General features: G+C 71.0%; 21 protein-coding genes and 2 pseudogenes. 9 read left to right on the forward strand and 14 right to left on the reverse strand.

Annotated features, from left to right (window positions below; all coding sequences use genetic code 11):
- The first annotated feature begins 20 nt into the window (after nt 1-20).
- Nucleotides 21-650: a hypothetical protein gene (locus tag C4B68_RS08255; protein WP_099498736.1), complete on the forward strand. Its 630-nt coding sequence runs from the start codon at nt 21-23 to the stop codon at nt 648-650.
- A gap of 165 nt (nt 651-815) precedes the next feature.
- A complete protein-coding gene (locus C4B68_RS08260; RefSeq protein WP_099498737.1) occupies nt 816-1,238 on the forward strand; it encodes an acyl-CoA thioesterase in 423 nt (140 codons plus the stop codon).
- 37 nt (nt 1,239-1,275) lie between these two features.
- Here the strand turns inward: C4B68_RS08260 and C4B68_RS08265 are convergent.
- The 10 genes and pseudogenes from C4B68_RS08265 to C4B68_RS08310 all read right to left on the reverse strand — a co-directional run.
- Nucleotides 1,276-1,422: pseudogene (locus C4B68_RS08265) on the reverse strand (solute carrier family 23 protein); the annotation flags it as partial.
- 375 nt (nt 1,423-1,797) lie between these two features.
- Complete coding sequence (locus C4B68_RS08270; RefSeq protein WP_099498738.1) at nt 1,798-3,198, reverse strand: 8-oxoguanine deaminase; 1,401 nt, start codon at nt 3,196-3,198, stop codon at nt 1,798-1,800.
- 104 nt (nt 3,199-3,302) lie between these two features.
- Nucleotides 3,303-4,262, reverse strand: coding sequence for a factor-independent urate hydroxylase (pucL, locus tag C4B68_RS08275; protein ID WP_099498739.1), 960 nt, complete (start codon nt 4,260-4,262; stop codon nt 3,303-3,305).
- A 6-nt stretch (nt 4,263-4,268) separates the two neighbouring features.
- Nucleotides 4,269-4,676: a hydroxyisourate hydrolase gene (gene uraH / locus C4B68_RS08280; protein WP_099498740.1), complete on the reverse strand. Its 408-nt coding sequence runs from the start codon at nt 4,674-4,676 to the stop codon at nt 4,269-4,271.
- Nucleotides 4,673-5,188 (reverse strand): 2-oxo-4-hydroxy-4-carboxy-5-ureidoimidazoline decarboxylase, encoded by a 516-nt coding sequence (uraD, locus tag C4B68_RS08285; RefSeq protein ID WP_099498741.1) that lies wholly within the window; start codon nt 5,186-5,188, stop codon nt 4,673-4,675. Before uraD ends, uraH begins: the two co-directional genes overlap by 4 nt.
- Before the next feature lie 243 nt (nt 5,189-5,431).
- Nucleotides 5,432-5,800: a helix-turn-helix domain-containing protein gene (locus tag C4B68_RS08290; RefSeq protein ID WP_099499027.1), complete on the reverse strand. Its 369-nt coding sequence runs from the start codon at nt 5,798-5,800 to the stop codon at nt 5,432-5,434.
- On the reverse strand, nt 5,797-6,048 hold the full coding sequence (locus tag C4B68_RS08295) for a YkoF family thiamine-binding protein (RefSeq protein WP_099498742.1): 252 nt from the start codon (nt 6,046-6,048) through the stop codon (nt 5,797-5,799). Before C4B68_RS08295 ends, C4B68_RS08290 begins: the two co-directional genes overlap by 4 nt.
- 509 nt (nt 6,049-6,557) lie before the next feature.
- Nucleotides 6,558-6,629: pseudogene (locus C4B68_RS44370) on the reverse strand (YnfA family protein); the annotation flags it as partial.
- A gap of 16 nt (nt 6,630-6,645) precedes the next feature.
- Complete coding sequence (locus tag C4B68_RS08305; RefSeq protein ID WP_099498743.1) at nt 6,646-7,179, reverse strand: TetR/AcrR family transcriptional regulator; 534 nt, start codon at nt 7,177-7,179, stop codon at nt 6,646-6,648.
- Nucleotides 7,180-7,201: 22 nt separating this feature from the next.
- Nucleotides 7,202-8,038: an alpha/beta fold hydrolase gene (locus C4B68_RS08310; RefSeq protein WP_099498744.1), complete on the reverse strand. Its 837-nt coding sequence runs from the start codon at nt 8,036-8,038 to the stop codon at nt 7,202-7,204.
- A gap of 435 nt (nt 8,039-8,473) precedes the next feature.
- Between C4B68_RS08310 and C4B68_RS08315 the strand changes: the two genes are divergently transcribed.
- From C4B68_RS08315 to C4B68_RS08325, 3 genes are all read left to right on the forward strand, one after another.
- A complete protein-coding gene (locus C4B68_RS08315; RefSeq protein WP_099498745.1) occupies nt 8,474-9,313 on the forward strand; it encodes a TIM barrel protein in 840 nt (279 codons plus the stop codon).
- Nucleotides 9,314-9,357: 44 nt separating this feature from the next.
- Nucleotides 9,358-10,272 (forward strand): 2-hydroxy-3-oxopropionate reductase, encoded by a 915-nt coding sequence (locus C4B68_RS08320; protein ID WP_099498746.1) that lies wholly within the window; start codon nt 9,358-9,360, stop codon nt 10,270-10,272.
- A 442-nt stretch (nt 10,273-10,714) separates the two neighbouring features.
- A complete protein-coding gene (locus C4B68_RS08325) occupies nt 10,715-10,954 on the forward strand; it encodes a hypothetical protein (RefSeq protein WP_099498747.1) in 240 nt (79 codons plus the stop codon).
- A gap of 263 nt (nt 10,955-11,217) precedes the next feature.
- Here C4B68_RS08325 and gcl read toward each other — a convergent pair whose 3' ends face one another.
- Entirely contained in the window at nt 11,218-13,002 is a 1,785-nt protein-coding gene (gene gcl / locus C4B68_RS08330) for a glyoxylate carboligase (RefSeq protein WP_099498748.1), read from the reverse strand.
- A 270-nt stretch (nt 13,003-13,272) separates the two neighbouring features.
- On the opposite strand from gcl, the gene C4B68_RS08335 reads away from it, so the two are divergent.
- Complete coding sequence (locus tag C4B68_RS08335) at nt 13,273-14,220, forward strand: hypothetical protein (protein ID WP_099498749.1); 948 nt, start codon at nt 13,273-13,275, stop codon at nt 14,218-14,220.
- Nucleotides 14,221-14,235: 15 nt separating this feature from the next.
- Here C4B68_RS08335 and C4B68_RS08340 read toward each other — a convergent pair whose 3' ends face one another.
- Together C4B68_RS08340 and C4B68_RS08345 are read right to left on the reverse strand one after the other, a co-directional pair.
- Nucleotides 14,236-15,846: an AMP-binding protein gene (locus C4B68_RS08340; protein WP_099498750.1), complete on the reverse strand. Its 1,611-nt coding sequence runs from the start codon at nt 15,844-15,846 to the stop codon at nt 14,236-14,238.
- On the reverse strand, nt 15,843-17,522 hold the full coding sequence (locus C4B68_RS08345) for an AMP-binding protein (protein WP_099498751.1): 1,680 nt from the start codon (nt 17,520-17,522) through the stop codon (nt 15,843-15,845). Before C4B68_RS08345 ends, C4B68_RS08340 begins: the two co-directional genes overlap by 4 nt.
- 101 nt (nt 17,523-17,623) lie before the next feature.
- Between C4B68_RS08345 and C4B68_RS08350 the strand changes: the two genes are divergently transcribed.
- The 3 genes from C4B68_RS08350 to C4B68_RS08360 all read left to right on the forward strand — a co-directional run bounded on the left by C4B68_RS08350 (nt 17,624) and on the right by C4B68_RS08360 (nt 22,600).
- Nucleotides 17,624-18,466 carry a helix-turn-helix transcriptional regulator gene (locus tag C4B68_RS08350; protein WP_099498752.1) on the forward strand — a complete coding sequence of 281 codons (843 nt, stop codon included), beginning with the start codon at nt 17,624-17,626 and terminating at the stop codon, nt 18,464-18,466.
- Between the two features lie 139 nt (nt 18,467-18,605).
- Complete coding sequence (locus C4B68_RS08355) at nt 18,606-21,413, forward strand: helix-turn-helix transcriptional regulator (protein ID WP_180289142.1); 2,808 nt, start codon at nt 18,606-18,608, stop codon at nt 21,411-21,413.
- Between the two features lie 395 nt (nt 21,414-21,808).
- Entirely contained in the window at nt 21,809-22,600 is a 792-nt protein-coding gene (locus C4B68_RS08360; protein ID WP_099498753.1) for a S1 family peptidase, read from the forward strand.
- An 80-nt stretch (nt 22,601-22,680) separates the two neighbouring features.
- On the opposite strand, the gene C4B68_RS08365 is transcribed toward C4B68_RS08360, so the two are convergent.
- Complete coding sequence (locus tag C4B68_RS08365; protein ID WP_099498754.1) at nt 22,681-23,769, reverse strand: winged helix DNA-binding domain-containing protein; 1,089 nt, start codon at nt 23,767-23,769, stop codon at nt 22,681-22,683.
- Between the last annotated feature and the right edge of the window lie 56 nt (nt 23,770-23,825).

The raw sequence follows: 23,825 nt of genomic DNA on the forward strand, positions 1-23,825 counted from the left end.
GACGGCGGAGGGAGCGCGCCGTGACACGACCGCCGACCGCCGCTCAGCGGCGCGTCATCGAGGCCGCCGATCCCGTGACCGGGCGCCTGAAGGGCACGGAGGCCCAGCTCGCCGCGCTGGTGAAGCGGGGGCTCGCCTTCCGGCATCCCCGCCCGCCGCACGACCACTTTCTGACGCCCGCCGGGCATCGCATACGTGAGGCGCCGCCTGAGCCGGTCGCCGCCGTGGAGGCTCCGGCGGGCGCCGAGACGGGTGTGTTCGCCGCGCGGGTCGGCGGCGAGGAGAGCGCCGACGCCGGGCCTGCGCGCATACGTGAAGTGCACAGCGCCTGGCAGGGGCTCCTGGAGCTGCGCCGGATGACCAATCCGGACGGTGACGCCGACCGACCGTGCGGGTGGGAACGTACGCATCTGGTGCAGGCCGCCGCGCTCGCGCTGGAGGCTGCCGGGCACCGGCCGGCGGGGGCGGAGGGCGGTGGCTACCGGGTGCGGGCGACTCCGCAGCCGGAGGCCGTCGCCGTACGCGAGCCGGATCCCGGGGCGCTGCGCGCCTGCGCGGCCACGCTGGAGAAGGCGGGCTGGCAGGTCGGCGAGCACACGGAGCCGCGCACGGGGGTGCGGTATGTGCTGGCTTCTCCCAGACGCGCGTGAAGCACTGAAACGGCTTGCTGTACAACGGAGTTGAATATGTACCGTCGTCCTGAGCGTCGTAGAAGTTGCGCGTCGCGGGGAGTCCGACCGCCGTAGAACCGCCGTAGAAGTACCGACCGCCGTAGAACCGCCGTAGAAGTACCGACCGCCGTAGAAGGGAAAGTCGTGGCAGAGCCGTTTTCCGTCGCAGTGACCGTCCGCGGGTACGAGACCGATGTGCAGGGACACCTCAACCAAAGCGTGTATCTGCAGTACGCGGAGCACGCCCGCTGGTCGCTGCTGCATGCGGCCGGGATCAGCCAGACGGAGCTGACAGGCAGGGGCGTGGGACCGGTCGTCCTGGAGACGAAGATCCGCTACCTGCGGGAGCTGCGCGCGGGGGACGAGGTCGAGGTGACGTGCGCCTTCGCCTGGGGCGAAGGCAAGAGCTTCCGCGTCGAGCAGACGATCCGGAAGACGGACGGCACGGTGTCCGCCGAGATCTCGTCCGTAGGCGGACTGCTGGACCTCAAGGAGCGCAAGCTGGTCGCCGACCCTCGGGAGGCCTTCAAGGCGCTGGTCGCCGACCCGCAGATGTTCGATCTCTGATCCGCAGGCTCGATTTCTGATCCGCAGGCTCGGGCAAGGTGGCGAGGCCCGCGGTGAACAGGCAGGCGCCGGTGAGGAAGGTCAGTTCAGTGGCGGAGAGGCCCACGGCCGCGCCGACGATCAGGGGTGGGGCGACCACTCCGGCGTACATGGCGGCCACATGCTGGAGGCCGCTGGTCGCCATATTCAGGGCGGGGAGTTTCTCGTCAACTGAATGCTTGTGCGGACCAGTTGGTGCTGCATCGATGCTGGGCTCGGGCTGGGCGGCCACGGCGGCTCCTCCGGTCGGTTACACGTCGGCGTTGACGCGGGGTTCAGGGAGGTGATGCGCGGTCGTGCGGGACCGGGACGGAAACCGTTCGGGAACGGTGACCCTTCCGGGGCGCGCACGATCATGCACGCCCCGGACACGGCCGCCATGGACCCCCGCTCGGGTCCACAGCTACCGGCCGAGGGCCGTCCCCCTCGGCCGGAGATCAAGCGCGTACGGCTCCACGTGCCGTACAACTGCTGCTGCAAGTGCCGTACGACGCAGGGCATTTGCCTGCGCCGGTCGGCGTCAGCCCCGCGCGGCGATCTCCGCGAGGCGCTGCGCCTCTTCCCGCGTGGAGCGGGCGACGGCGTCCTCGTCGACGTGCAGCAGGCGGGTGTCCTCGACGACAGGATTGCCGCCCACGAGGGAGAGCGTGACCGGGGCCGCCGCTCCGAAGACCAGCGCGGTCACCGGGTCGGCGATCGAGGCGTGCGCCAGGGTGTCCAGCTTCCACAGGACGAGGTCGGCGAGCTTGCCCGCCTCCAGGGAGCCGATCTCCGCGGCGCGGCCCAGGACTTGGGCGCCGCCGTACGTGCCGAGGCGCAGCGCCTGGCGGGCGTTCAGGGCGGCCTCGCGGTGGGCGCCGAGGCGGTTGATGAGGAGTGCGTTGCGCAGTTCGGTGTGCAGCTCGCCCGACTCGTTCGACGCGGTGCCGTCGACGCCGAGGCCGACGGGGACGCCGGCCGCCAGCATGTCGGGGACGCGCGCGATGCCTGCCGCCAGGCGGGCGTTGGAGGAGGGGCAGTGGGCCACACCCGTCTTCGTACGGGCGAAGGCGGCGATGTCGGAGTCGTTCATGTGGACGCAGTGCGCCATCCACACGTCCTCGCCGAGCCAGCCGGTGGATGCGAAGTAGTCGGTCGGGCCCATGCCGAAGAGTTCGTGGCAGAACTTCTCCTCCTCGACGGTCTCGCTGCCGTGGGTGTGCAGGCGTACGCCGAGGCGGCGGGCCAGTTCGGCGCCCTGCTTCATCAGCTCGGTGGAGACAGAGAACGGCGAGCAGGGGGCGACCGCGACCTGGGTCATCGCGTCGAAGGAGGCGTCGTGGTGCTTTCCGACGGTCTCCTCGGTGGCGGCGAGGGCGCCTTCGATGGTCTCGACGGCGAAGTCCGGCGGCAGACCGCCGTCCTTCTCGCTGCGGTCCATGGAGCCGCGGGCGAGGGTGAAGCGGACGCCCGTCTCGCGGGCGGCCCGGATGATGGCGCCGGACAGGTCGCCGGAGCCCTTCGGGAAGACGTAGTGGTGGTCCATGGCGGTGGTGACGCCGCCGCGGGCCATCATGGCGAGGGAGCCCTGCGCGGCGGCGTACACCATCTTCTCGTCGATGTGCGCCCAGGTCGGGTAGAGGGCGACGAGCCAGTTGAAGAGGTTGTGGTCCGTGGCCAGGCCGCGGGTGATCCACTGGTAGAAGTGGTGATGGGTGTTCACCAGGCCGGGCGTGGCCAGGTGACCTGTGCCGTCGACGCGGCGGACCACGTTCTCCAGGTTCTCGGGAGCCTTTCCGGTGCCCACCGACTCGATCTTGTTGCCGGCGACGACGATGTGGCCGGACGCGTACTCGGTGTCGGTGGCGTCCACGGTCGCGATCGCGCAGTTCTCGATGACGATGCGCGGGGCTGCTGCCGGTGCTGCTGCCGGTGCTGCCATGGCGGTGCGTCCTTTGTCTCTCAGGAGCGGTGTCTCAGGAGCGGTGTCTCAAGAGCGCTCTCGCGGGGGGCGATCTCTCGGGTGCGGTGGGGCACGGCAGGGTGTCAGAGGTTGGTCATGTCGACCGGGATCCGCGGCTCGGCGCCGTCCCGCAGGATCGTGGCCTCGATGAGGCCGTACGGGCGGTCGGCCGCGAAGTAGACAGCCCCATCGGCGGTATCGTTCTCGAGCCCGAACGGCTTCAGGTCCACCAGGAAGTGGTGCTTGTTCGGGAGCGAGAAGCGGACCTCGTCGATCTCGCCGCGGTTCTCGATGATCCGCGAACCCATCTGGTACAGGGTCTGCTGGAGCGACAGCGAGTACGTCTCCGCGAAGGCCTGGAGCATGTGCTTCCTGACCTGGTCGTAGGACTTCTCCCAGTCGGGCATCTTCTGCTCGTCACCAGTCCAGTTGAAGCGCCAGCGGCCGGAGACCTCGGTGGCCAGGATGCGGTCGTACGCCTCGGGGAGCGTCGTGTACTTGTCCTTGACGTAGCCCCAGAACTCGGAGTTCGTCGAGTTCATCACGACGAGGTCCTTCAGCCCTGAGATGACCTCCCACGTCTCACCGTCATAGGTGATCTGGGTGAGGCGGGTCTCCTGGCCCTTGCGGACGAAGGAGTGCCGGGCCTCGTCCGCGCCGCCGGTGGACCCGGAGCCGGCGTCCGAGGTCTCGATGCGCTCCCAGGCGTACTCCTCGATGCGGATGCGCGCCGTCTTGATCGGCTCCTGCGAGGTCACGAAGTGCCGGGCGAGATGGATGCCGAACTGCTCGGCGGACTCGATGCCGTACTCCTTGGCGAACGCGTACACCGTGTTCTTGGTGGTGTCGGTGGGCAGGACGTTGGCGTTCGAGCCGAAGTAGTGGACCTCGTCCATGTCGCCGGACAGCGACACGGAGACGTTGAGGTCCTTGATGTGGTGGGTGGCGCCGTCCCGCGTGATCTTTACGACGCGGTTCTCTGCTTTCCCGTACTGGTTCGGGCCGAGAATCGCAGGGCGGGCAGGGCGGGAAGAGGCTGTCATGGTCTGCTAGCTCCCTCGGTAAACGGAGTAGCCGAACGGGTTGAGCAGCAGCGGTACGTGATAGTGCTCGCCCGGCCTGACGGCGAAGGTGACGGTCACCTCGGGGAAGAACGTGCCGCTGTCCCGATGCGCGGGGGCGTCCTGCTGTGCCTCGGCTTGTTTCGTGGCGGTTTGCTTCTTGGCGGTGAAGTAGGCCTCGGTCGCGAAGTCGAGGCGTACGTGGGTGGTGCCCTCCGGCAGCGCCGGCAGGTCCTTGCAGCGCCCGTCCGCGTCGGTCGCGGATCCGCCGAGCGCCAGCCACCGCGCGCCGGACCCGCTGCGGGCCGACAGTGCGACGGCGACGCCCTCGGCGGGGCGGCCGATGCTGGTGTCCAGGATGTGGGTGGACACGGAGGCCGTGGTGTCGGTGCTCATGCCTGATCTTCCTGTACGAGATGGCCGAGGCGGATGCGGTTGATCTTGCCCAGCTCGGCGCGGACGTTCTCGCCCTCCTGCTCGGGCGTGTTGCCGATCCGTTCCTTGACCGCGTCGCGCATCTGCTCGCCGGTCCGGCCGGTGGCGCAGATGAGGAAGACGTGGCCGAACTTCTCCTGGTAGGCCAGGTTCAGTTCGAGCATCTCGGCCTTGAGATCGTCGGAGGCGCCGGCCATGCCGCGCTGCTCCCGGGACGAGGTCGGATCCCCCGGCTTCGGCCGCCCGATCGGCGGGTGCCCGGCCATCGCCTCCTCCAGGTCCGCGGTGGTGAGCTGGGCCATGGCGGCGTCGCTCGCGGCGAAGAGGCCGGCGGCGGTGGCGTAGGGGCGGCCGGCGAGCAGGGCACTCCCCCATACCGATGAGGCGCACACCTCGTGGAGGGCGGCGGAAGCCGCGTGCTCCTCCAGGGAGTTGAACCGGGCGAGGCCGCCAGGTGTCGTACTCGACGTCACGGGAAGCCTCCGTGGCCTTGTGCTGGACGGGCTGCGGATAGCTAACGCCCTCGGCAACACCGCGTCAACACTTTGTTGAAAAATGCGGGTAACGAAAACCGCCGTCCGGGACAGTCCGGACGGCGGCGAGGGCGAGGGGGCGCACCCTGAGGCGGAGGGGGCGCATCCGGAGGTGAGGGAGCGCGCCCCGAGACGGAAGTGACCAGCTCAGGGCCCGAGAGCGGTGGCGCAGGTGGCGCCCCCTCACGCCCCTTTCTCGCGGTTGAGGTAGTTGTAGACGGTGAACCGGCTCACTCCGAGCGCGCTCGCCACCGTCTCCACGCCGTGCCGCACGGAGAAGGCTCCGCGCGCTTCCAGTATGCGCACCACTTCCTGCTTGGCCTTGCGGTCGAGGTCGGCCAGCGGCTTGCCCTGCCTGCGCTCCAGGGCGGCCAGGATGTGGTCGAGGGAGTCGGCGAGCTGGGGCAGTCGTACGGCGACGACGTCCACGCCCTCCCAGGACAGCACGACATCATCGGCACCGGCCTCGCCGGGAGGCAGCATCTCGCCCCCCATGGCGTCGACCAGCGGCTTGACCGCCGCGACGAAGGGGTCGTCCCCGATGCCGGTCACCTGTCGCCCTCCTCGACCACGTTCACCTGCAGCGAGATCCTGGTGGCGCCCGCTTCCAGGGCCTTGCGCAGCAGCGCGTCGACCGCGGTGAGCACCACGTCCGCACCGCCCTCCGCCGTGTTGCCGAAGGGGCCGACGTCCACGGCGTCCAGCTCGGACGCCTCGATGACCTCGCGGGCGACCAACGCGTGCGGGGGCGCCTCGTCTAGGTCGAAGGGCTCGGTCGTGAACTCCACTCTCAATCGCACTGTGCCCCCATGGCATCGGCTCTGACCTGCGCGTTCCCTCAGTCCTCCGACTGAGAGGGCACATCTGGGGCACATTCCCCCGCCAGGGCACCGAACGCCCGGCCACCGCCACCCTGGTCCGTTCCTCTGCCTCAGGGAAGAGGTGGCAATAGACGTTCAGGGTCATCGCAGCGTTGGTGTGCCCCAATCGCTCCGGCACGACCTTAACGGACTCCCCCCGCGGCGATCAGCAGAGATGCGCAGGCATGCCGTAGGGCGTGGGGTCCGGTGCCCTTGGGGAGCTTGACCTTGGCCATGGCTGGACGCCAGAGGCGCTCGATGGAGTCGGCCGACCGCTGGCGCACCCAGGCCGCCCCGGGGGACGGCCGCAAGGCGAGAGGGAGCCCCGCCACCTCCGAAGCTCCCAACCCGCCCTTGAATCCCCCTACGTGAGGAGACCCGCCGATGGCAGTTGTTGGCAAGCGCGGCTGTTGGAAGTTGCGGAATGCTCCCGCGTCCGCTGGGCCGGCGCCCCGTGGGGCGTACATGATCACGGCCATGCGGACGAGGCAGGCCAAGGCGCCGATGATGTCGAAGCGGTCGACGGCGACGGCATTCTCAAGGAGCGCGCAGGCCCCGGTCGGCGAAGGCGATCAGCCACTCGAAGCTCTCGTCGATGTCGGCGCTCCACTGGAAGCCGTTGGCCACCTGCAACGTGGCGAAGCCGTGGCAGAGGCTGCGGAGCATGCGCAGGGCGTGGTCCACGTCGGACTCTCCGATCTCGTAGCCGCGCAGGACCGCCGTGAACGCGCCGAGCAGCCGCTGACCCGCGATGGCCAGCGGATCGTCCGGGCCGGACGGTTCCACGCCGATCGTCGCGGCGTACCGGCCGGGGTGCTCCAGGACGAAGGCACGGAAGGCGCGCGCCGCGGCCGCCAGGGCGTCGCGGCCCGCGCACCCTTGGACCGCGCCGCCGACGGCGTCGGCAGCCTCGCGCAACGCCAGGGCCGCGATGCGCCGGTTGAGGTCTTCCTGGCCGCCCACGTGCTTGTACAGGGACGGGGTACGCACGCCCACCCGCTCGGCCAGCAAACCCATCGTCAGGTTGGCGAGGCCCACCTCGTCGGCGAGGGCGGCACCCGCCGCGACCACGGCCGCCGGGTCCAGGCCGACCCTAGGCACGAGCGGCGTCCGATCCGAAGAAGGCGAGCATGAGCGAAACCACCTGGTCGGGGAACTGGTCGTGCGGGTAGTGCCCGGCGCCCTCGATCATCTCAAGGCGACCGAGGCCGGACGGCAGGGCATCGACGATCGCCGAACCCTCGGCGTGCGGGTCGGCCCAGTCGGGGTCGAGCGTGCCCATCACGACCAGGACCGGGCAGCGGACGTTGCCGAGCTGCGCGCCGGCGTCGGTCGGGGCGCTGCGGCCCATGCCCTGCATGGCTTTCATCCGGCCCGGCTCGCGCAGCAGGGAGTCGATGCGGCGGAGCCGCTCGGCCCAGTCGGCCGGCTTCACGCCGGGGTAGGCCACGTCGAGGTACGTGCGCCAGAGCGGCACGCTGCCGAACGTGCCCGCGCCGAGCAGCCGCAGCATGCCCCGCCGGAAGCGCTTCACCCGCAGGTCGCCGAGGCGGATCGACTGCTTGCGGGTGAACGGCGCCAACTCGACAACCGCGGTGATCAGCGAGGGCTCCTGCGCCGCGGCGATGGTGGCGGCACCGCCGGAGATCGAGTGGCCGACGAGCATGGCCGGGCCGCCCAGGTGGCGGATCACGGCGAGCAGGTCGCCGGCGATGGCGGTGCGGCTCCAGGCCGGCCAGCCGACGCTGGACTCACCGCAGCCGCGCAGATCGACCACGGCGACCCGATAGCCCGCCGCCACCAGCGGCGGGATCACAGCACGGTACGCGGCGCGGCTGTCGCCCATGCCGTGCGCGAGAACGATCAGCGGGCCGGACCCCGCGACCTCGTAAGCGATCGTGCCGCCGTCGACGGCAAGGTTCTCGGTCATGACATCCCCCCAGGACTAGCTAACTCCGTTAGCTAAAAGCTAGCCTCATTAGCTAAACCTGTCAACGACGAACTCCCCAGCACGGCCAGGCGAGATGAGGTACGGCGAGGCTGTCGACGTGCCGCTCAAGCCCCTCCCGCGCCGCAGAGCGTCACTGATCGCGCTCCGAGGCAGCCGGTCCGGCCTGACCGCCCGCTGCAAACCCTCGCAGTTCAGACCCTTGTGCCTACGCAGCTCATCGAGTGCCGCCGCCAACTCGGCCGGCGCTGCACCCTCACACGCGCTCAACCTCCTGTGCGGTGCCGTTCTCCCGGGGACCCCCTCTTGACAAGCACCGACACACGGCGGCAATCTTCCATTACACAGAAACTAACTTCCGCAATACGGAATCTCGACCGGCGACAACGGCGACAACGGAAGGGAGCGCAGACGCCCATGGGATTCGCAGAGCAGCGCTTCAACGTCAACCTGTCGATCCTCTTCACGGAACTCCCGCTCCTGGAGCGCCCCGCGGCCGCCGCCGCGGCGGGCTTCACCGCGGTCGAGCTGTGGTGGCCCTGGGTCGACTCCCCCACGCCCGAGCAGTCCGAGCTCGACGCGCTGAAGAAGGCGATCGAGGATGCGGGCGTCCAGCTCACGGGCCTGAACTTCTACGCCGGACAGCTGCCGGGCCCGGACCGGGGCGCCCTGTCGATCCCCGGCGCGGAGTCGGAGAAGTTCCGCGCGAACATCGACGTGGCGGCGGACTTCGCCCAGTCGCTCGGCTGCAAGGCCCTGAACGCCCTGTACGGCAACCGCGCCGAGGGCGTGGACCCGGCCGAGCAGGACACACTCGCGCTGGAGAACCTGGTCCTCGCGGCCCGGGCCGCCGACCGCATCGGCGCGATCCTGCTGATCGAGGCGCTGAACAAGCCCGAGTCGCCGCTCTGCCCGATCGTGAGCGCACCCAAGGCGATCGAGATCGTGGACAAGGTCAACGAGGCGACCGGCCTCAGCAACGCCAGGTTCCTCATGGACCTCTACCACCTGTCCATGAACGACGAGGACCTGCCGTCGGTCATCGAGCGGTACGCCGCCAAGACCGGCCACGTGCAGATCGCCGACAACCCCGGCCGCGGCGCCCCCGGCACCGGCACCCTCCCCCTGGAAGACCTCCTCGGCCAGCTGCGCAAGGCTGGTTACGAGGGCTGGGTCGGCCTGGAGTACAAGCCGGGTGACCGCCCGAGCACGCAGGCCTTCGCGTGGCTCCCGCGCGAGGCCCGAGCCGCCCGCTGAGCGGCAACCCCCAGACGTAGCAGAGCAGTTGGAGAGGCACCCTCATGAGCAATCTCGCGGATTCTTCCCACCCGACCCGACCCGCGGTCGCGTGGATCGGTCTCGGCATCATGGGCTCGCCCATGTCGGAGAACCTGATCAAGGCCGGGTACGACGTCACCGGTTTCACGCTGGAGCGGGACAAGCTGGAGCGTCTGGCCGCCGCGGGCGGTACGGCCGCCGGTTCGATCGCGGAAGCGGTGCGCGACGCCGACGTCGTGATCACGATGGTGCCCGCCTCCCCGCAGGTCGAGGCCGTCTCGTACGGGCCTGACGGCATCCTCGAGAACGCGAAGTCCGGCGCCCTGCTGATCGACATGTCGTCCATCACGCCGCAGACGTCCGTGGATCTCGCGAAGGCGGCCAAGGATAAGGGCATCCGCGTCCTGGACGCCCCGGTGTCGGGCGGCGAGGCCGGGGCCGTCGAGGCGGTGCTGTCGATCATGGTCGGTGGCGAGCAGGCCGACTTCGACGAGGCCGTGCCGATCTTCGAGGCGCTCGGCAAGACCATCGTGCTGTGCGGTCCGCACGGCTCGGGCCAGACCGTGAAGGCCGCCAACCAGCTGATCGTCGCCGTGAACATCCAGGCGTGCGCCGAGGCCGTGGTCTTCCTGGAGAAGTCCGGCGTGGACCTGAAGGCCGCGCTCGACGTCCTGGGCGGCGGCCTCGCGGGCTCCACCGTGCTGGCGCGCAAGAAGGACAACTTCCTGAACCGCGACTTCAAGCCGGGCTTCCGGATCGACCTGCACCACAAGGACATGGGCATCGTCACGGACGCCGCCCGCAATGTCGGTGCCGCGCTGCCGGCCGGCGCCGTCGTCGCCCAGCTCGTCGCCTCGCTGCGCGCCCAGGGCGACGGCGGCCTGGACCACTCGGCCCTGCTGCGGGCCGTGGAGCGCCTGTCCGGCGCCCAGGTCTGAGTCCCCCTCCCAGACTTCCGGGCCGCCGCGGCGCCGACACCTGTCCTGTCGCGCCCAGGCGCCGCCGCGGCCCGGATCCACCTTCGGCGCCAGCGCGCCCTGCGCGTGATGACTGAACTCCCTGACCGTGTCCGGAGCCTGACGGGGGATCAAGCCTCCGGACACACAGTCCGCGACGACCGAGCGACCCGATGAGGGGTGGTCCTCGGATGACGCGGGCGAGGTGAGGACCGCGGCGGAGTGCGAGCCAGTGCGGTGGTGAAGGACCGAGCCCCCCTTCTCGACCTGAGGGAAGGCGGGCCCCGGTGCCGTCGCATCCGCCGCGGTCCCAGCCACCTTCACAGGTCATCGGCCCAGAGCGCCGGGTACGGACGGTTCCGTACCCGGCGCTCTGCCGTGTGCTCCGCGTGCGGATCCAGGCAGCGCGCAGCAGCCTGGAGGCATGGACTATCCCAGCATCGTTGTGCACACCCCGGCGCTGGACGGGTCGCGGCGGGTGACCATGGGGGACGAGACGCTCGGTATCGCCTACCACCTCGATGACGTCGTCGAGATTCTGCGCCGGGCCTGTGTCGACCTCGACGAGATCGAGGTCGAGGAGAGCGACGTCATCGAGTGGCAGGGCGGCGGCCCCGACGACTGGCCCGGCCTTACGGAACACCCGGACGCCGCGGGCGCCTAGCCGTACACGACCGTACGTAGACCCGCTACGGAACCCTCAAATCAACCTCTGAACACCGGTCAAGGGGCTTCAACTCCCCCCGGTTCAGGGCACATTCTCGTCACGCGGGGCCCGCCGACACGGGGGCGGCGGGCTCCGTACGGGGAATACGGGGGAACGGGGAATACGGGGGAACGGGGGTACGGGGGTACGGGGGTACGGGGGAGCACCAAGGAGCGCGGCGGTCGGGAGGAAGTCTCCGACCGTCGCGCTCCTTGACGGTGTCAGACCTTCAGCGTCCTGATCGAGGTGGGCGCGTGGCCCGGCTCGGTCGCGAGCTCCTCGAACTCGACGACATCACTGATGTCGTTCGTCCTGCTCATCGCGATGTTGGTGACGCGCTCCAGGATCGCTTCGACGACGACCGGGACCTGGTGTTCGACGGCGAGCTTCTTGGCCTGCTCGAAGGCGGCCCCGAGCTCGCTCGGGTCGGTGACCCGGATCGCCTTGCAGCCGAGACCTTCGGCGACCTTGATGTGATCGACGCCGTACACCCCGAGCTCGGGCGAGTTGATGTTCTCAAACTCCAGGTTGACCTGGAAATTGATGTCCAAGCCGATCTGCGCCTGGCGGATCAGGCCCAAGTAGGCGTTGTTCACCAGGACATGGACGTACGGGATCCTGTGCTGGGCCCCGACGGCCAGCTCCTCGATCATGAACTGGAAGTCGTAGTCGCCGGACAGGGCGACGACCTGCGCCCCCGGGTCGGCCTTGGCGACGCCGAGCGCGGCCGGGACCGTCCAGCCGAGCGGGCCCGCCTGGCCGCAGTTGATCCAGTGGCGTGGCCGGTAGACGTGCAGCATCTGGGCGCCCGCGATCTGCGAGAGGCCGATGGTGGTGACGTACCGGGTCTCCGGGCCGAAGGCCTTGTTCATCTCCTCGTAGACGCGCTGCGGTTTGATCGGGATGTCGTCGAAGTGCGTACGGCGCTGGAGACTGGCCTTCTTGTCCTGCGCGGCGGCGGCCCAGGCGGAGCGGTCGGGCAGCGTGCCGGCCGCCTTCAACTCCCGTGCCACCTCCACGAACAGCTCCAGGGCGGCCTTGGCGTCGGACGCGATGCCGTAGTCGGGAGCGAAGATCTTGCCGATCTGGGTGGGCTCGATGTCGACATGGACGAACGTACGGCCCGCCGTGTAGACGTCCAGTTTGCCGGTGTGGCGGTTGGCCCAGCGGTTGCCGATGCCGAGGACGAAGTCGGACTCCAGGAAAGTCGCGTTGCCGTAGCGGTGCGAGGTCTGGAGACCGACCATGCCGGCGTTCAGCTCGTGGTCGTCGGGCAGAACGCCCCAGCCCATCAGGGTCGGGATGACCGGAGTGCCCGTCAACTCGGCGAATTCTACAAGGAGTTCGCAGGCGTCGGCGTTGATGACACCGCCACCGGCGACGATCAGCGGACGCTCGGACGCGTTGAGGAGGGTGATCGCCTTCGCGATCTGGGCGCGGGTGGCGGCGGGCCTGTACGCCGGGAGCGGCGCGTACGTCTCCGGGTCGAACTCGATCTCGGTGAGCTGGACGTCGATGGGCAGGTCGATGAGGACGGGACCGGGACGGCCGGAGCGCATCAGATGGAACGCCTGCTGGAAGACGCCGGGAACCTGCGCGGCCTCCAGCACGGTGACAGCCATTTTCGTGACCGGCTTGGCGATCGAGGCGATGTCGACGGCCTGGAAGTCCTCTTTGTGGATCACGGCGGTGGGGGCCTGGCCCGTGATGCACAGGATCGGGATCGAGTCGCCGATGGCGGAGTAGAGCCCGGTGATCATGTCGGTGCCGGCGGGACCCGAAGTGCCGACGCACACGCCGATGTTGCCCGGGCGGGTCCGCGTGTAGCCCTCCGCCATGTGTGAGGCGCCCTCGACATGCCGAGCGAGGGTGTGGTTGATCCCGCCGGACGCCTTCAGAGCCGCGTAGAAGGGGTTGATCGCCGCGCCCGGCACGCCGAACGCGTCACTGACGCCTTCGCGCTTCAGGATCTCGACTGCCGCGCGGGCAGCGGTCATACGAGCCATGGAGTACTCCTGCTTCGGCTGTCGGATTCACGCTCCCGTCGCGCCCCTCGGAGAGCTGGTTTCCCAGTCGGTTTCCGTTTTTCCGGTATTCCGTATTACGGAAACTAACTTCTACTATCTGGAAGCAATGTAGGCGGCGTGGTGAGGGGCGTCAAGAGTGGGAGCAGGGGGCGTGAGCCGGTGGTGGCTGTGGAACCGTTTGCCTGCCGCACGCCTCCTCCCTGGAGGACGATGGACCTGCTGTCCCGACGTGACGTCCTGGAGTAAGCCATGGCCGAGACCGTGCCGGTACGGTGTCCGGCCTGCCGCCTGGAGCATCTCTACGCGGCACCGGCGTATCCGTGCGTGTGCGGAGCGCCGGTGACGCCTCCGCTCGACTGCCTCGCGGATCCGTCGCCCGTCACCCACCGCGTCTGGGACGACGACTGGGTCACCGTCCACTGCGCGGCCTGCGACCGCGACAGCCAGTGGCCCCACCCCGAGCTGGGATGCTCCTGCGGCACGACGCTGCGCATTCCGGTCCGAGGGGTACGGCACCCGCAGCGCGCGGACCTGACACCGGGCACGGCCGCCGACGCGCACGCCGACGGAGTCACGGAAACCCGAGCGCGAACGGCCGCCCCGGATGACCGCCCGCATGAGACGGACAGGCCGACGCGAGAGAGGGGCGAGGACCGGGGCCGGGATGCGGGCCGGGGCCAGGACCGGGACCGCGACCAAGACCGGGGCCAGGAGCCGGACCGGGACCTGGGCCGGGAGCCGGACCGCGGTCGGGGCCAAGGTCGCGAGCACAGCCGCCGCACCGCAAGGTCACCCCGCGCCCCGTCATCCCCACCCCGCCCGGCGTTCCAGCCGGTTGTCATCCGTACCGCGCGGGATGCCGTCACGGCGGCCGCGCTGTACCTGCGCTGGCTCGGCTACCGTGACATCCGGCGGGCGGACCAGCGGCCGCCGTCCGGGATCGGGCTCGCCGCCCGCGGCATCCTGGCCCAGGTGGACCCCACGGTCCGCCCGGTCTCGCTGCGCGACGTGGAGTGCCTGTGGCTGACGGCCATGACGGAGTCGGCGGATTGCGTGTACTTCTCCCTCGCGGGCTACGCCGACGACGCCCGCGCCCGAGCCGACACCCTCGGCGTCCCGCTCTTCGTCCTCGACCTCACGGGCACCCCGCAGCCGGTGAACAGCCCGGCCGACCAGCTCATCGCCGCCGCGGGCTGACCACCGGCCCGGCGGCTACTCGGCGTACGTCTCCCGCAGCTCGACCTTCCGCACCTTCCCCGAGACCGTCATCGGGAAGGAGTCCAGGATCCGCAGCCTGCTCGGGATCTTGTAGTGCGCCAACTGCCCCTCGCAGAAGGCCAGCAGCTCCTCCAGCGTGAGCGGATCGGCCGGGTCGCGCGGGATGACGCAGGCGAGCACCTCCTCGCCGTACCGCTCGTGCGGGATGCCGACCACCTGGACGTCGGCGATCTTCGGGTGGGCGTACAGGAACTCCTCGATCTCGCGCGGGTAGATGTTCTCACCGCCCCGGATGATCATGTCCTTGATGCGCCCGACGATCTCGACGTAGCCGTCCTCGCGCATCACGGCGAGGTCACCCGTGTGCATCCAGCGCCCCGCGTCGATGGCCTCGGCGGTCTTCTCGGGCTCGTTCCAGTAGCCGAGCATGACGCTGTAGCCGCGGGTGCACAGTTCGCCCGCGGTGCCGCGCGCGGTGGTCACGCCGTCCACCGGGTCGACGACCTTGACCTCGATGTGCGGGAGGGCCCGGCCGACCGTGCCCGTGCGGTGCTCCAGGTCGTCGTCCCTGCGCGTCTGCAGGGACACCGGGGAGGTCTCGGTCATGCCGTAGCAGATGGAGACCTCCTCCATGTGCATCTCGGCGACCACGCGTTTCATCACCTCGACCGGGCAGGGCGAGCCCGCCATGATGCCGGTCCTGAGCGAGGACAGGTCGTACGAAGCGAAGTCGGGCAGGTTCAGCTCCGCGATGAACATGGTCGGGACGCCGTACAGGGAGGTGCACCGCTCCTGCTGCACGGCCCGCAGCGTGGCCGCGGGTTCGAAGGACGGCGCCGGGATCACGATGCAGGCGCCGTGCGAGGTGGCTCCGAGGTTTCCCATGACCATGCCGAAGCAGTGGTAGAAGGGCACGGGCAGACAGACCCGGTCCTGCTCGGTGTAGCCGACCGTACGGCCCACCCAGTAGCCGTTGTTGAGAATGTTGTGGTGGGAGAGCGTGGCGCCCTTCGGGAAGCCCGTGGTGCCCGAGGTGTACTGGATGTTGACGGGGTCGTCGCAGCTCAATTCGGCGGCGACGGCTGCCAGTTGCTCGACGGGAACGGACGCGGCACCCGCGATCAAGGTGTCCCACGAGGGGGCGCCGATGTACACGGTCGCGCGCAACTCCGGGCACTGCTCGCGGACTTGGTTGACCAGAGCCCGATAGTCGCTGCTCTTGTGCGCCTGCGAGGCGATCAGGACCGAGATCCCGGCCTGCTTCAGTACGTACGCCAACTCGTGTGCGCGATAGGCGGGGTTGATGTTCACCATGATCGCGCCGATCCGCGCGGTCGCGTACTGGACGAGCACCCACTCGGGGCAGTTGATCGCCCAGATGCCGACGCGGTCGCCCTTCAGCACGCCCTGGGCGAGCAGACCGCGCGCCACCTCGTCCACCGCGGCGCCGAACTCGGCGTACGTCCAACGGCGTCCGGAGGGCACGTCCACGAGCGCGTCGCGCTCCGGGTACGCGGCGATCGCCCGGTCCAGGTTGGCGCCGATCGTGTCACCCAGCAGTGGTGTGGTGCTCGTGCCATGCGCGTACGACAGCAGCTCGCTCACCGGACGTCCTCCTCGCGGTACTCGGCGTCCGAGCCCGCGGCCGTGGCCTCGCGCAGCTCGATCCGGCGGATCTTGCCGGAGACGGTCTTGGGGAGTGCGCCGAACTCCAGGCGCCGGATGCGCTTGTACGGCGCGAGGACCGTGCGCGAGTGCTCGAAGATCACCTTGGCGGTGTCGGGGCCCGGCTCGTAACCCGCCGCAAGGACGACGTACGCCTTCGGAACGGCGAGCCTCAGCTCGTCCGGCGCCGGCACGACGGCCGCCTCGGCCACCGCCTCGTGCTCCAGGAGCGCGCTCTCCAGCTCGAAGGGGGAGATCTTGTAGTCGGATGCCTTGAACACGTCATCGGCCCGGCCGACATAGGTGATGTATCCGTCGGCGTCCCGCGAGCCGATGTCCCCGGTGCGGTAGTAGCCGCCTGCCATGGCCTCGGCGGTGCGGTCGGCGTCGCCGTGGTAGCCGGTCATCACGCCCACCGGCCGCGCCGACAGGTCGAGCGCGATCTCGCCCTCGGCCGCACCGGGCACACCCGACACCGGGTCGAGGAGCTCGACGCGGAAGCCAGGGCTGGGCCGGCCCATGGAGCCCGTCTTCAGCTGCTGCCCCGGGCTGTTGGAGACCTGCACGGCCGTCTCGGTCTGTCCGAAGCCGTCCCGGATGGTGACGCCCCAGGCACGTCGCACCTGTTCGATGACCTCGGGGTTCAGCGGCTCACCGGCGGCGACGGCCTCGCGCGGCGGGGTGCGCAGCTGCGTCAGATCGGCCTGGATGAGCATGCGCCACACGGTGGGCGGGGCGCAGAAGGTGGTGACCTGCGCCCGGTCCATCTCCGCCATCAGCCGGCCCGCGTCGAAGCGCGTGTAGTTGTGGAGGAAGACGGTCGCCTCCGCGTTCCAGGGCGCGAAGAGGTTGGACCAGGCGTGCTTGGCCCAGCCGGGCGAGGAGATGTTCAGGTGCACGTCACCGGGCTTGAGCCCGATCCAGTACATGGTCGCCAGATGGCCGACCGGATACGAGACGTGCGTGTGCTCGACGAGTTTGGGGCGGGCCGTGGTGCCCGAGGTGAAGTAGAGCATCAGCGGGTCGTCCGACCGGGTGGGACCGTCGGGCTCGAAGGCCGCGTCGGCGGCGTACGCCTCCTCGTACGACCGCCATCCGGGCCGGGAGCCGCCGACCGCGATGCAGGTGTAGCCGCCCGGCACCTCGTCGAACTTCTCCGCGTCCTCGGCCCGGACGAGGACGTGCCGGACGCTGCCGCGCTCGACGCGGTCGCGCAGGTCGGCGGCGCCGAGCAGCGGGGTGGCCGGGATGACGACGGCGCGCAGCTTCATCGCGGCGAGGGCCGTCTCCCACAGTTCGGCCTGGTTGCCGAGCATGACGAGGATGCGGTCCTCGGCGCCGACGCCCTGCGCGCGCAGCCAGTTGGCCGCCCGGTTCGAGCGTTCGGACATCTCGGCGAAGGAGATCTCGGTGCGCTCGCCGTCCTCCTCGACGATGTGCAGGGCGGTGCGGTCGTTGCCCCGCGCGATGACGTCGAACCAGTCGAGTGCCCAGTTGAAGTACTGCGGGCGGGGCCAGCGGAAGCCTTCGTAGGCCTTCGCGTAGTCCTCGCGGTGCGCCAGCAGGAAGTCCCGCGCGGCGCGGAACTCGTCCGTGGTGCTCGTCGTCGCCGTCATGTGTCCTCCTTGTTGCCGGGCAGCCGCCTAACATCGTGTATTCCGTGATGCAGGTCTCACCACCCCCGAACGGGGGTGCGCCGCGCTGAAGGGGCGAACAGGTGGCAGCAGACGCAGCCGAGGCGGTGGAGATGCGTGGTGCGCTGGTGCGGCTGCGCCGCGCGACGGGGCTGCCGGTCGCCTTCGGCGGCCTGGTCGAGCCCGCGAGCAGGCAGGTGCGCATCAGCGAGCTCAGCGGTACGGCGACGGCCGCACTCAGCGAGCTCGCGGTGTCCTCGGGCAACGGCCTGGGCGGCAAGGCGGTGGCGCTCGCCCGGCCGTGCGCCGTGACCGACTACTCGGCCTCACGGCAGATCAGCCACGAGTACGACGTGGCGGTCGCCACCGAGGGGCTGTTCTCCGTGCTCGCGGTCCCCGTCGTCGTACGCCGCCGGGTGCGCGGCGTGCTGTACGGCGCCCTGCGGACGGCCCGGCCCCTGGGCGACCGCACGCTCGGCGCGGCCGTCGCGGCGGCCCGGGACGTGGAACAGGCCCTGGCCGTACGGGACGAGGCGCGGGACCTGCTGGCCGCCTCGCGCGCGCGGGAGCCCGACCCGGCGGTGGGCAGCGCGGCGTGGGAGGAGGTGCGCGAGGCGCACGGGGCGCTGCGGGCGCTGGCACCGCGGATCGCCGACCCTGCGCTGAGGGCCGAACTCCTCTCCGTGTGCGGGCGCTTGGCGGGTGCCTCACCGGTACGGGGGCCGCTGCACGTGGACCTCGCACCGCGCGAGGTGGACGTGCTCGCGTGTGTGGCCGGCGGCGCGACCAACGCGGTGGCCGCGCGGCGACTGGGCATCCGTCCCGAGACCGTGAAGGGATACCTCCGGTCGGCGATGCGCAAGCTCGGTGCCCACACCCGTCTGGAGGCGGTCGTCGCGGCGCGCCGGGCCGGGCTGCTGCCGTAGACGGCCCTGAGTCCATTCAGACGTCGGCGCCTTGAAATGACGTATGCGTCCCCCTTGTTATTTCCCTCACCACCCCGACAGTCCGAAATTCAAAGGGACATTGCCTAACATTGGCCGAACACAACGCGTGAGGGGAGCGGTGACCGTGCGAGGGGACTTCAAGGAGCCTGCGAGACCCCGCCCCGACCTGGTCATCGGCCGGGAGGAGCTCTTCGCGGGGGCGCGGGAGCAGCTCTCGGGCGGGGGCAGTGTGCTGGTGCACGGCCCCGCGGGAATAGGAAAGTCGACCGTCCTGCGGGCATTGGCCGCGGAATACGCCGAATCGGCACGGACCGTGTTGCGCTGTTCGGCCACCGAGTCCGAATCCCATCTCCCCTTCCTCGCGCTGGCCGATCTCCTCGGCCTGGTCGTGGACGAGGTCTCCGACCGGCTGCCCGCCCCGCAGCGCACCGCCCTGGAGTCGGCGCTCACCGGCCGCGGCGAATCCACCCTCCAGCGCGACGGGTTGGCGCTGCGGCTCGCGGTGCTGTCCGTGTTCCGGGCGCTGGCCGCCCAGGGCCCGGTGCTGATCGTCGCCGACGACCTGCAGTGGCTCGACCCGGCGAGCGCCGAACTGCTGGGCTTCGCCGCCCGCCGTCTCGGCGACATGCCGGTGCGCATGCTGTGCGCCGTACGCACGGACACGGAGCCCCTGCAGGAGCACGACCGCTGTCTACGCGCGTCCCCGCCGGACACCCTGGCCTTACGGATCAACCCGCTCTCCCGCACCCACGTGGCCGAACTCCTCGGCCGGCGCGGCTACACGGGGCTGCCCCGTTCCACCGTGCGGGACATCCACCGCACCAGCGGCGGCAACCCGCTGTTCGCGCTGGAGCTGGGCCGTGCCCTCGCCGAGTCCCCGACTCCGCCGAGCCCGGGCGAGCCGCTGCCCGTGCCGACCTCGCTGCGCGCGCTGGTGCTCAGCCGCCTGGAGATGCTGTCCGCGGAGGCCCGCCGCACCCTGCTCGTGGCGAGCGCGGGGGCCCGCCCCACGCTGGCGCTGCTGCACGCGGCGGGCCGCGAGAACGCCGAGGCGGAGACGGCCTCCGCCGCAGCGCTCGGGCTGCTCGCGACCGAGCGCGAGACACCCGGCATCCGGTTCGCGCATCCGCTGGTCTCCGCCGCCCTGTACGCGGAGGCGAGCGCCCAGGAGCGGCGCGCCGCCCACGCCGCGCTGTCCACGGCGGCCTCCGATCCCATCGAGCGGGCCCGGCACCTCGCCCTGGCCACCACCGGTACGGACCCGCGGGTCGCGGCCCGGCTCGGCAAGGCCGCGACCGCCGCCCGGGACCGCGGCGCGCCCTCGGTCGCCGCGGGGCTCGGGCTGCTCGCGGCGCGGCACACTCCGGCCGACGCCGTGCCGGGTCCGGACGAGCGGCGGCTGCAGGCAGCCGAGGACGCGCTGACGGCCGGTGAGACGGACCTGGCGCGGGACATCGCGCGTCAGGTGCTGGCCCGGGCCACCGGGCCCGCGGACCGGGTACGCGCCTGGATGGTCGTCATCGACGCCGCGGGGCAGGCCATGGCCGAGATCGACGCGGTCTTCCCGCACGCGCTCGCGGACGCGGGCGACGACCCCCGGCTGCTCGCCCTCGTCCGCTACCAACTGGCCTGGCGGGCCCTGCTCATGGAGGGCGAGATGGACAAGGCCCGCGAGGAGGCCGCTGCCGCCGCGCGCCTCGCGGCACGTGCCGGGGACCGGCCGACCGAGCTCCTCGCGCTGGGCTTCCAGGCGCAGATGGAGACCCTGATGGGGCACCCGGACGCCCCAGCGACCATCCAGCGGGCGATGCGCGAGCCGCAGGACCCCCGTGTGGCGTGCGACCACAACGGCGCCGGTGCCGCCCGCTTCCGCTGGCTGATCATGAGCGACCAGCTCGTCGAGGCCCGTACGACCATCACCGCGCTGCTGCGCGAGGTGCAGCGGCGCGGCATGGTCGAGAGCGAGGTGCACTTCCTGCGCGGGCTCGCCGAGACCGAGCTGCGCTCCGGGCACTGCGGCCGGGCCCTCGACCTGGCCAGGGAGGCTCTGCGGCTGGCCCGCGACACGGGGATCGGCGAGGCGGCCACCGCCATGTTCACCTCGCTCGCCGAGGCCGCGGGCGGCGACGCGGACCGCGCGCTCGCGCTCGCCCGGGAGGCCGTGGACCGCGCCGAGGAGGACGGCGACCTGGTCTATCTGTCGCGCGCCCTGGGCGCCCTCGGGCACGCCCAGCTGGTCGCCGGGGACGCCACGGCGGCGGTCCAGTCGCTGCGCCGCGTACGGGAGTTGGAGGAGCGGCTCGGGGTCGTCGACCCCGCCCGTGGCCGCTGGCACGGCGATCTCGCCGAGGCGCTGGTACGGATCGGTGAGCCCGTGGAGGCGCAGGACGTCATCGACGTCACCCGGCGGCGGGCCCTGCGCCTCGAACGCGAGAGCGTGCTCGCCGTCCTCGACCGCGCCGAGGCTCTGGTACGTGCCGCCCGCGGCGAACACGGCGCCGCCGAACGGCAGTTGACCTCCGCGCAGGACCGCCTCGGCAAGCTGGGCTACGGCCTGGAGGAGGCCCGCGCCGCGTACGCCCTCGCCGGCCTGCGCACCCTCCGGCCCGGCCCCGCCTCGTACGAGGAGGCGGCCCGCCTCTTCCGCCGCTGCCGCGCCCTGCCCTGGCTCCGCCAGGCCGAGTCCGCGGCCACCGCCCGCCCCACCCCACCGCCCCTCGCCTCCGCCGCCCTCGACGCCCTCGCCGCCACCGAACGCCAGGTCGCCGCCCTCGTCATGGAGGGCGCCACCAACCGCGAGATCGCCGCGCGCCTGTTCATCAGCGTGAAGACGGTGGAGGCGACGCTCACGCGGGTGTACCGGAAGCTGGGGATTCGGTCGCGGGTGGACATAGTCCGGCTGGCGGCGGGGCGGAGGAGCGGCTGAGCCGGCTCGAGGCGCGGTCGTCGACCTGAGCCTGAGGCGCTGGGGCATCCCGTAGCCCGTCGTGGGGGTCCCCCCGCTCTGGGGGTACCTCCCAGGCCCTTAAGGCACCGGGGGAGAAGCCGAGAGTGGGGGAGTTTGAGGACGAGACCTTCGGGCGACCGGGCGGAGCCCCCCAGGCCGGGACCAACCGGACGGCACCGTACGCAAACCCCGCCCCGCACCGCCAAGGGTTTTCCCTCCCCCAACTCCCTTAGGGGGTTCCCTCATTGGGGGAGAAAGGCCTCACGCCCTAGCGTGTGGACGTGCCGCTCGCCCGGGCACAGGGGCCGGTCCCGAGGCTCCGTGCAGCACCCCCCACCCGCGCGTCCCCCCACCGGCAAACTCCTAGGAGACCCATGTTCGGGTTCAACCGTGCCAAGAAGGCCGCCGCCGTAGGCGTGGCCACCGCTGCCGCCGCCGCGACCGCGCTGCTCGGCGCCCCCTCCGCCGTGGCCGCGCCGCAGCCCATCGTGGGCGGTACAACCACCACGACGACCGCGTACCCGTTCATGATGCAGCTCACGGACGCCTGGCAGAACCAGTTCTGCGGCGGCACCCTGGTCTCGCCCACCAAGGTGGTCACGGCCGCGCACTGCATGGTCGGCGAGACCACCAGCAGCGTCCGCGTGGTCGGCGGCAGAACGTACCTCAACGGCACGAACGGCGCCGTCCGCCAGGTCAGCAAGATCTGGATCCACCCCGGTTACACGGGCACGACCAACGGCGACGACGTGGCCGTGCTGACCCTGTCGAGTTCGATGCCGTACACCACGGCGTCGTACGTCTCCTCCTCGGACACCGGCGTCTACGCGACCGGCGCCACCGCCCGCATCCTCGGCTGGGGCACCACCTCCTCGGGCGGCAGCTCCTCCAACCAGCTGCGCACCGCGACCGTCCCGATCATGTCCGACTCCAGCTGCGCCAGTTCGTACGGCTCCGACTTCATCGCCAGCGACATGGTCTGCGCCGGATACACCTCCGGCGGCGTCGACACCTGCCAGGGCGACAGCGGCGGCCCGCTGCTCATCGGCGACGTCCTGGCCGGCATCACCTCCTGGGGCAAGGGCTGCGCGGCGCCCGGCTACCCGGGCGTCTACACCCGACTGACGACCTTCTCCAGCCTGGTGACCGCACAGATCAACTCGTAGTCACCGATGATCTCCTGAGTACCCCTCAGGTGAATTGCCAGGGGGCGTTGCGAGCCACCACGAGCGGCCCGCAACGCCCCCTATCCACTCCCCGTTTCCCCCGACTTGCCGGCGGCCGGCTTCCCCACGCCACCCCAACTGGCCGCCGGCACCTTCGTGCCGAACGGCTCGATAGTGAGGACCTCGCCCTCCGGCCGCCATACGCCCGCCAGGAAACCGTCGACGAGCAGGGTGCGGTGCGCCTGGTTGCCCTGCCAGGCGCGTCCCTTGAAGGCGGCCGGCACCACCCGCGAGCGGTCGGCGTGGGAGAGGAGCAGGTTGTCGAACTCGGGCAGGAAGCGCGGCGGGGCCGGGGTGTCCGCGTCCGGGCGGGACACGTCCGGGAGGTCGAAGAGCTCGACACCGTTCTCGTCACGGAACGTGATCAGCTGGGGCCGGAGCCGTTCGAAGGTCTCGCGCAGCCGGGTCAGCCCCGCCCAGGTCTGCATGTCCTTGACGGAGGCGGGCCCGAAGGCGGCGAGATACCGCAGGACGGTCGCGTCCGGCGCGGGGGCGGGCACGGCGGGGCGGCCCAGCCAGTGCTCGGCGGTGGTCAGCGCGACCTGGCCGCTGCGGCCCCACAGGCCGCGCGGGGTGACCTGGACGAGGGGCAGACGGCAGCGGGCGGCGACGGAGAGCGCGAGCGGGTCGGCATCCGGCCACTCGGCGAGCAGCGCCTGGCCCAGCTGCTTCATGGTGCGCGGCTCGGCCTCCACCAGCTCCCGGCTGATCGCGGCGAGCCGGTCCAGGTCGACGCCGGTGAGCCCCTTGCGGAAGGTGACCAGCTCCCGGTCGCGTGCGGCCTGCACGAGCGGACGCAGGGTGAGGGCGTCGGCGGCGGTGTGCGTGTGGATGGTGGAGCGCATGGTGACGATGCGTACGGCCTCCCGGTCGGCCATGAGCTGCGACAACGCCTCGGGGTCGAAGCCGGCGAGACGGGCGGCGAGGGCGTAGTACGGCGGCTTCACGTTCTGCGCCTGGAGACCGAGGAGGTGCTCGACGGCGGCCTGCGCGGACAGCGGCGAGCGGCGCAGCAGAAGCTGACGGTCGAGGGTCGCGCGGTTGAGGGCGCGGGTACCGAGTACGGGGGCCGACGTCCTGGTACGTGCCGTCGAGGTCGTCTTCGTCATGCACCGCACGCTAGCGATGCTTGCGGACACTGTCTGTCCGCAATGCTCATCGGATC

The organism is Streptomyces dengpaensis, from assembly GCF_002946835.1.
Taxonomy (GTDB): Bacteria; Actinomycetota; Actinomycetes; order Streptomycetales; family Streptomycetaceae; genus Streptomyces; species Streptomyces dengpaensis.

Coding starts and splice junctions, on each gene's coding strand:
- C4B68_RS08320 (WP_099498746.1), top strand. CDS start 9,358: ATGAGCAATCTCGCGGATTCTTCCCACCCGACCCGACCCGCGGTCGCG.
- C4B68_RS08345 (WP_099498751.1), bottom strand. CDS start 17,522: ATGACGGCGACGACGAGCACCACGGACGAGTTCCGCGCCGCGCGGGAC.
- C4B68_RS08335 (WP_099498749.1), top strand. CDS start 13,273: ATGGCCGAGACCGTGCCGGTACGGTGTCCGGCCTGCCGCCTGGAGCAT.
- C4B68_RS08360 (WP_099498753.1), top strand. CDS start 21,809: ATGTTCGGGTTCAACCGTGCCAAGAAGGCCGCCGCCGTAGGCGTGGCC.
- gcl (WP_099498748.1), bottom strand. CDS start 13,002: ATGGCTCGTATGACCGCTGCCCGCGCGGCAGTCGAGATCCTGAAGCGC.
- C4B68_RS08315 (WP_099498745.1), top strand. CDS start 8,474: ATGGGATTCGCAGAGCAGCGCTTCAACGTCAACCTGTCGATCCTCTTC.
- C4B68_RS08270 (WP_099498738.1), bottom strand. CDS start 3,198: ATGGCAGCACCGGCAGCAGCACCGGCAGCAGCCCCGCGCATCGTCATC.
- uraH (WP_099498740.1), bottom strand. CDS start 4,676: ATGAGCACCGACACCACGGCCTCCGTGTCCACCCACATCCTGGACACC.
- C4B68_RS08325 (WP_099498747.1), top strand. CDS start 10,715: ATGGACTATCCCAGCATCGTTGTGCACACCCCGGCGCTGGACGGGTCG.
- C4B68_RS08310 (WP_099498744.1), bottom strand. CDS start 8,038: ATGACCGAGAACCTTGCCGTCGACGGCGGCACGATCGCTTACGAGGTC.
- C4B68_RS08365 (WP_099498754.1), bottom strand. CDS start 23,769: ATGACGAAGACGACCTCGACGGCACGTACCAGGACGTCGGCCCCCGTA.
- pucL (WP_099498739.1), bottom strand. CDS start 4,262: ATGACAGCCTCTTCCCGCCCTGCCCGCCCTGCGATTCTCGGCCCGAAC.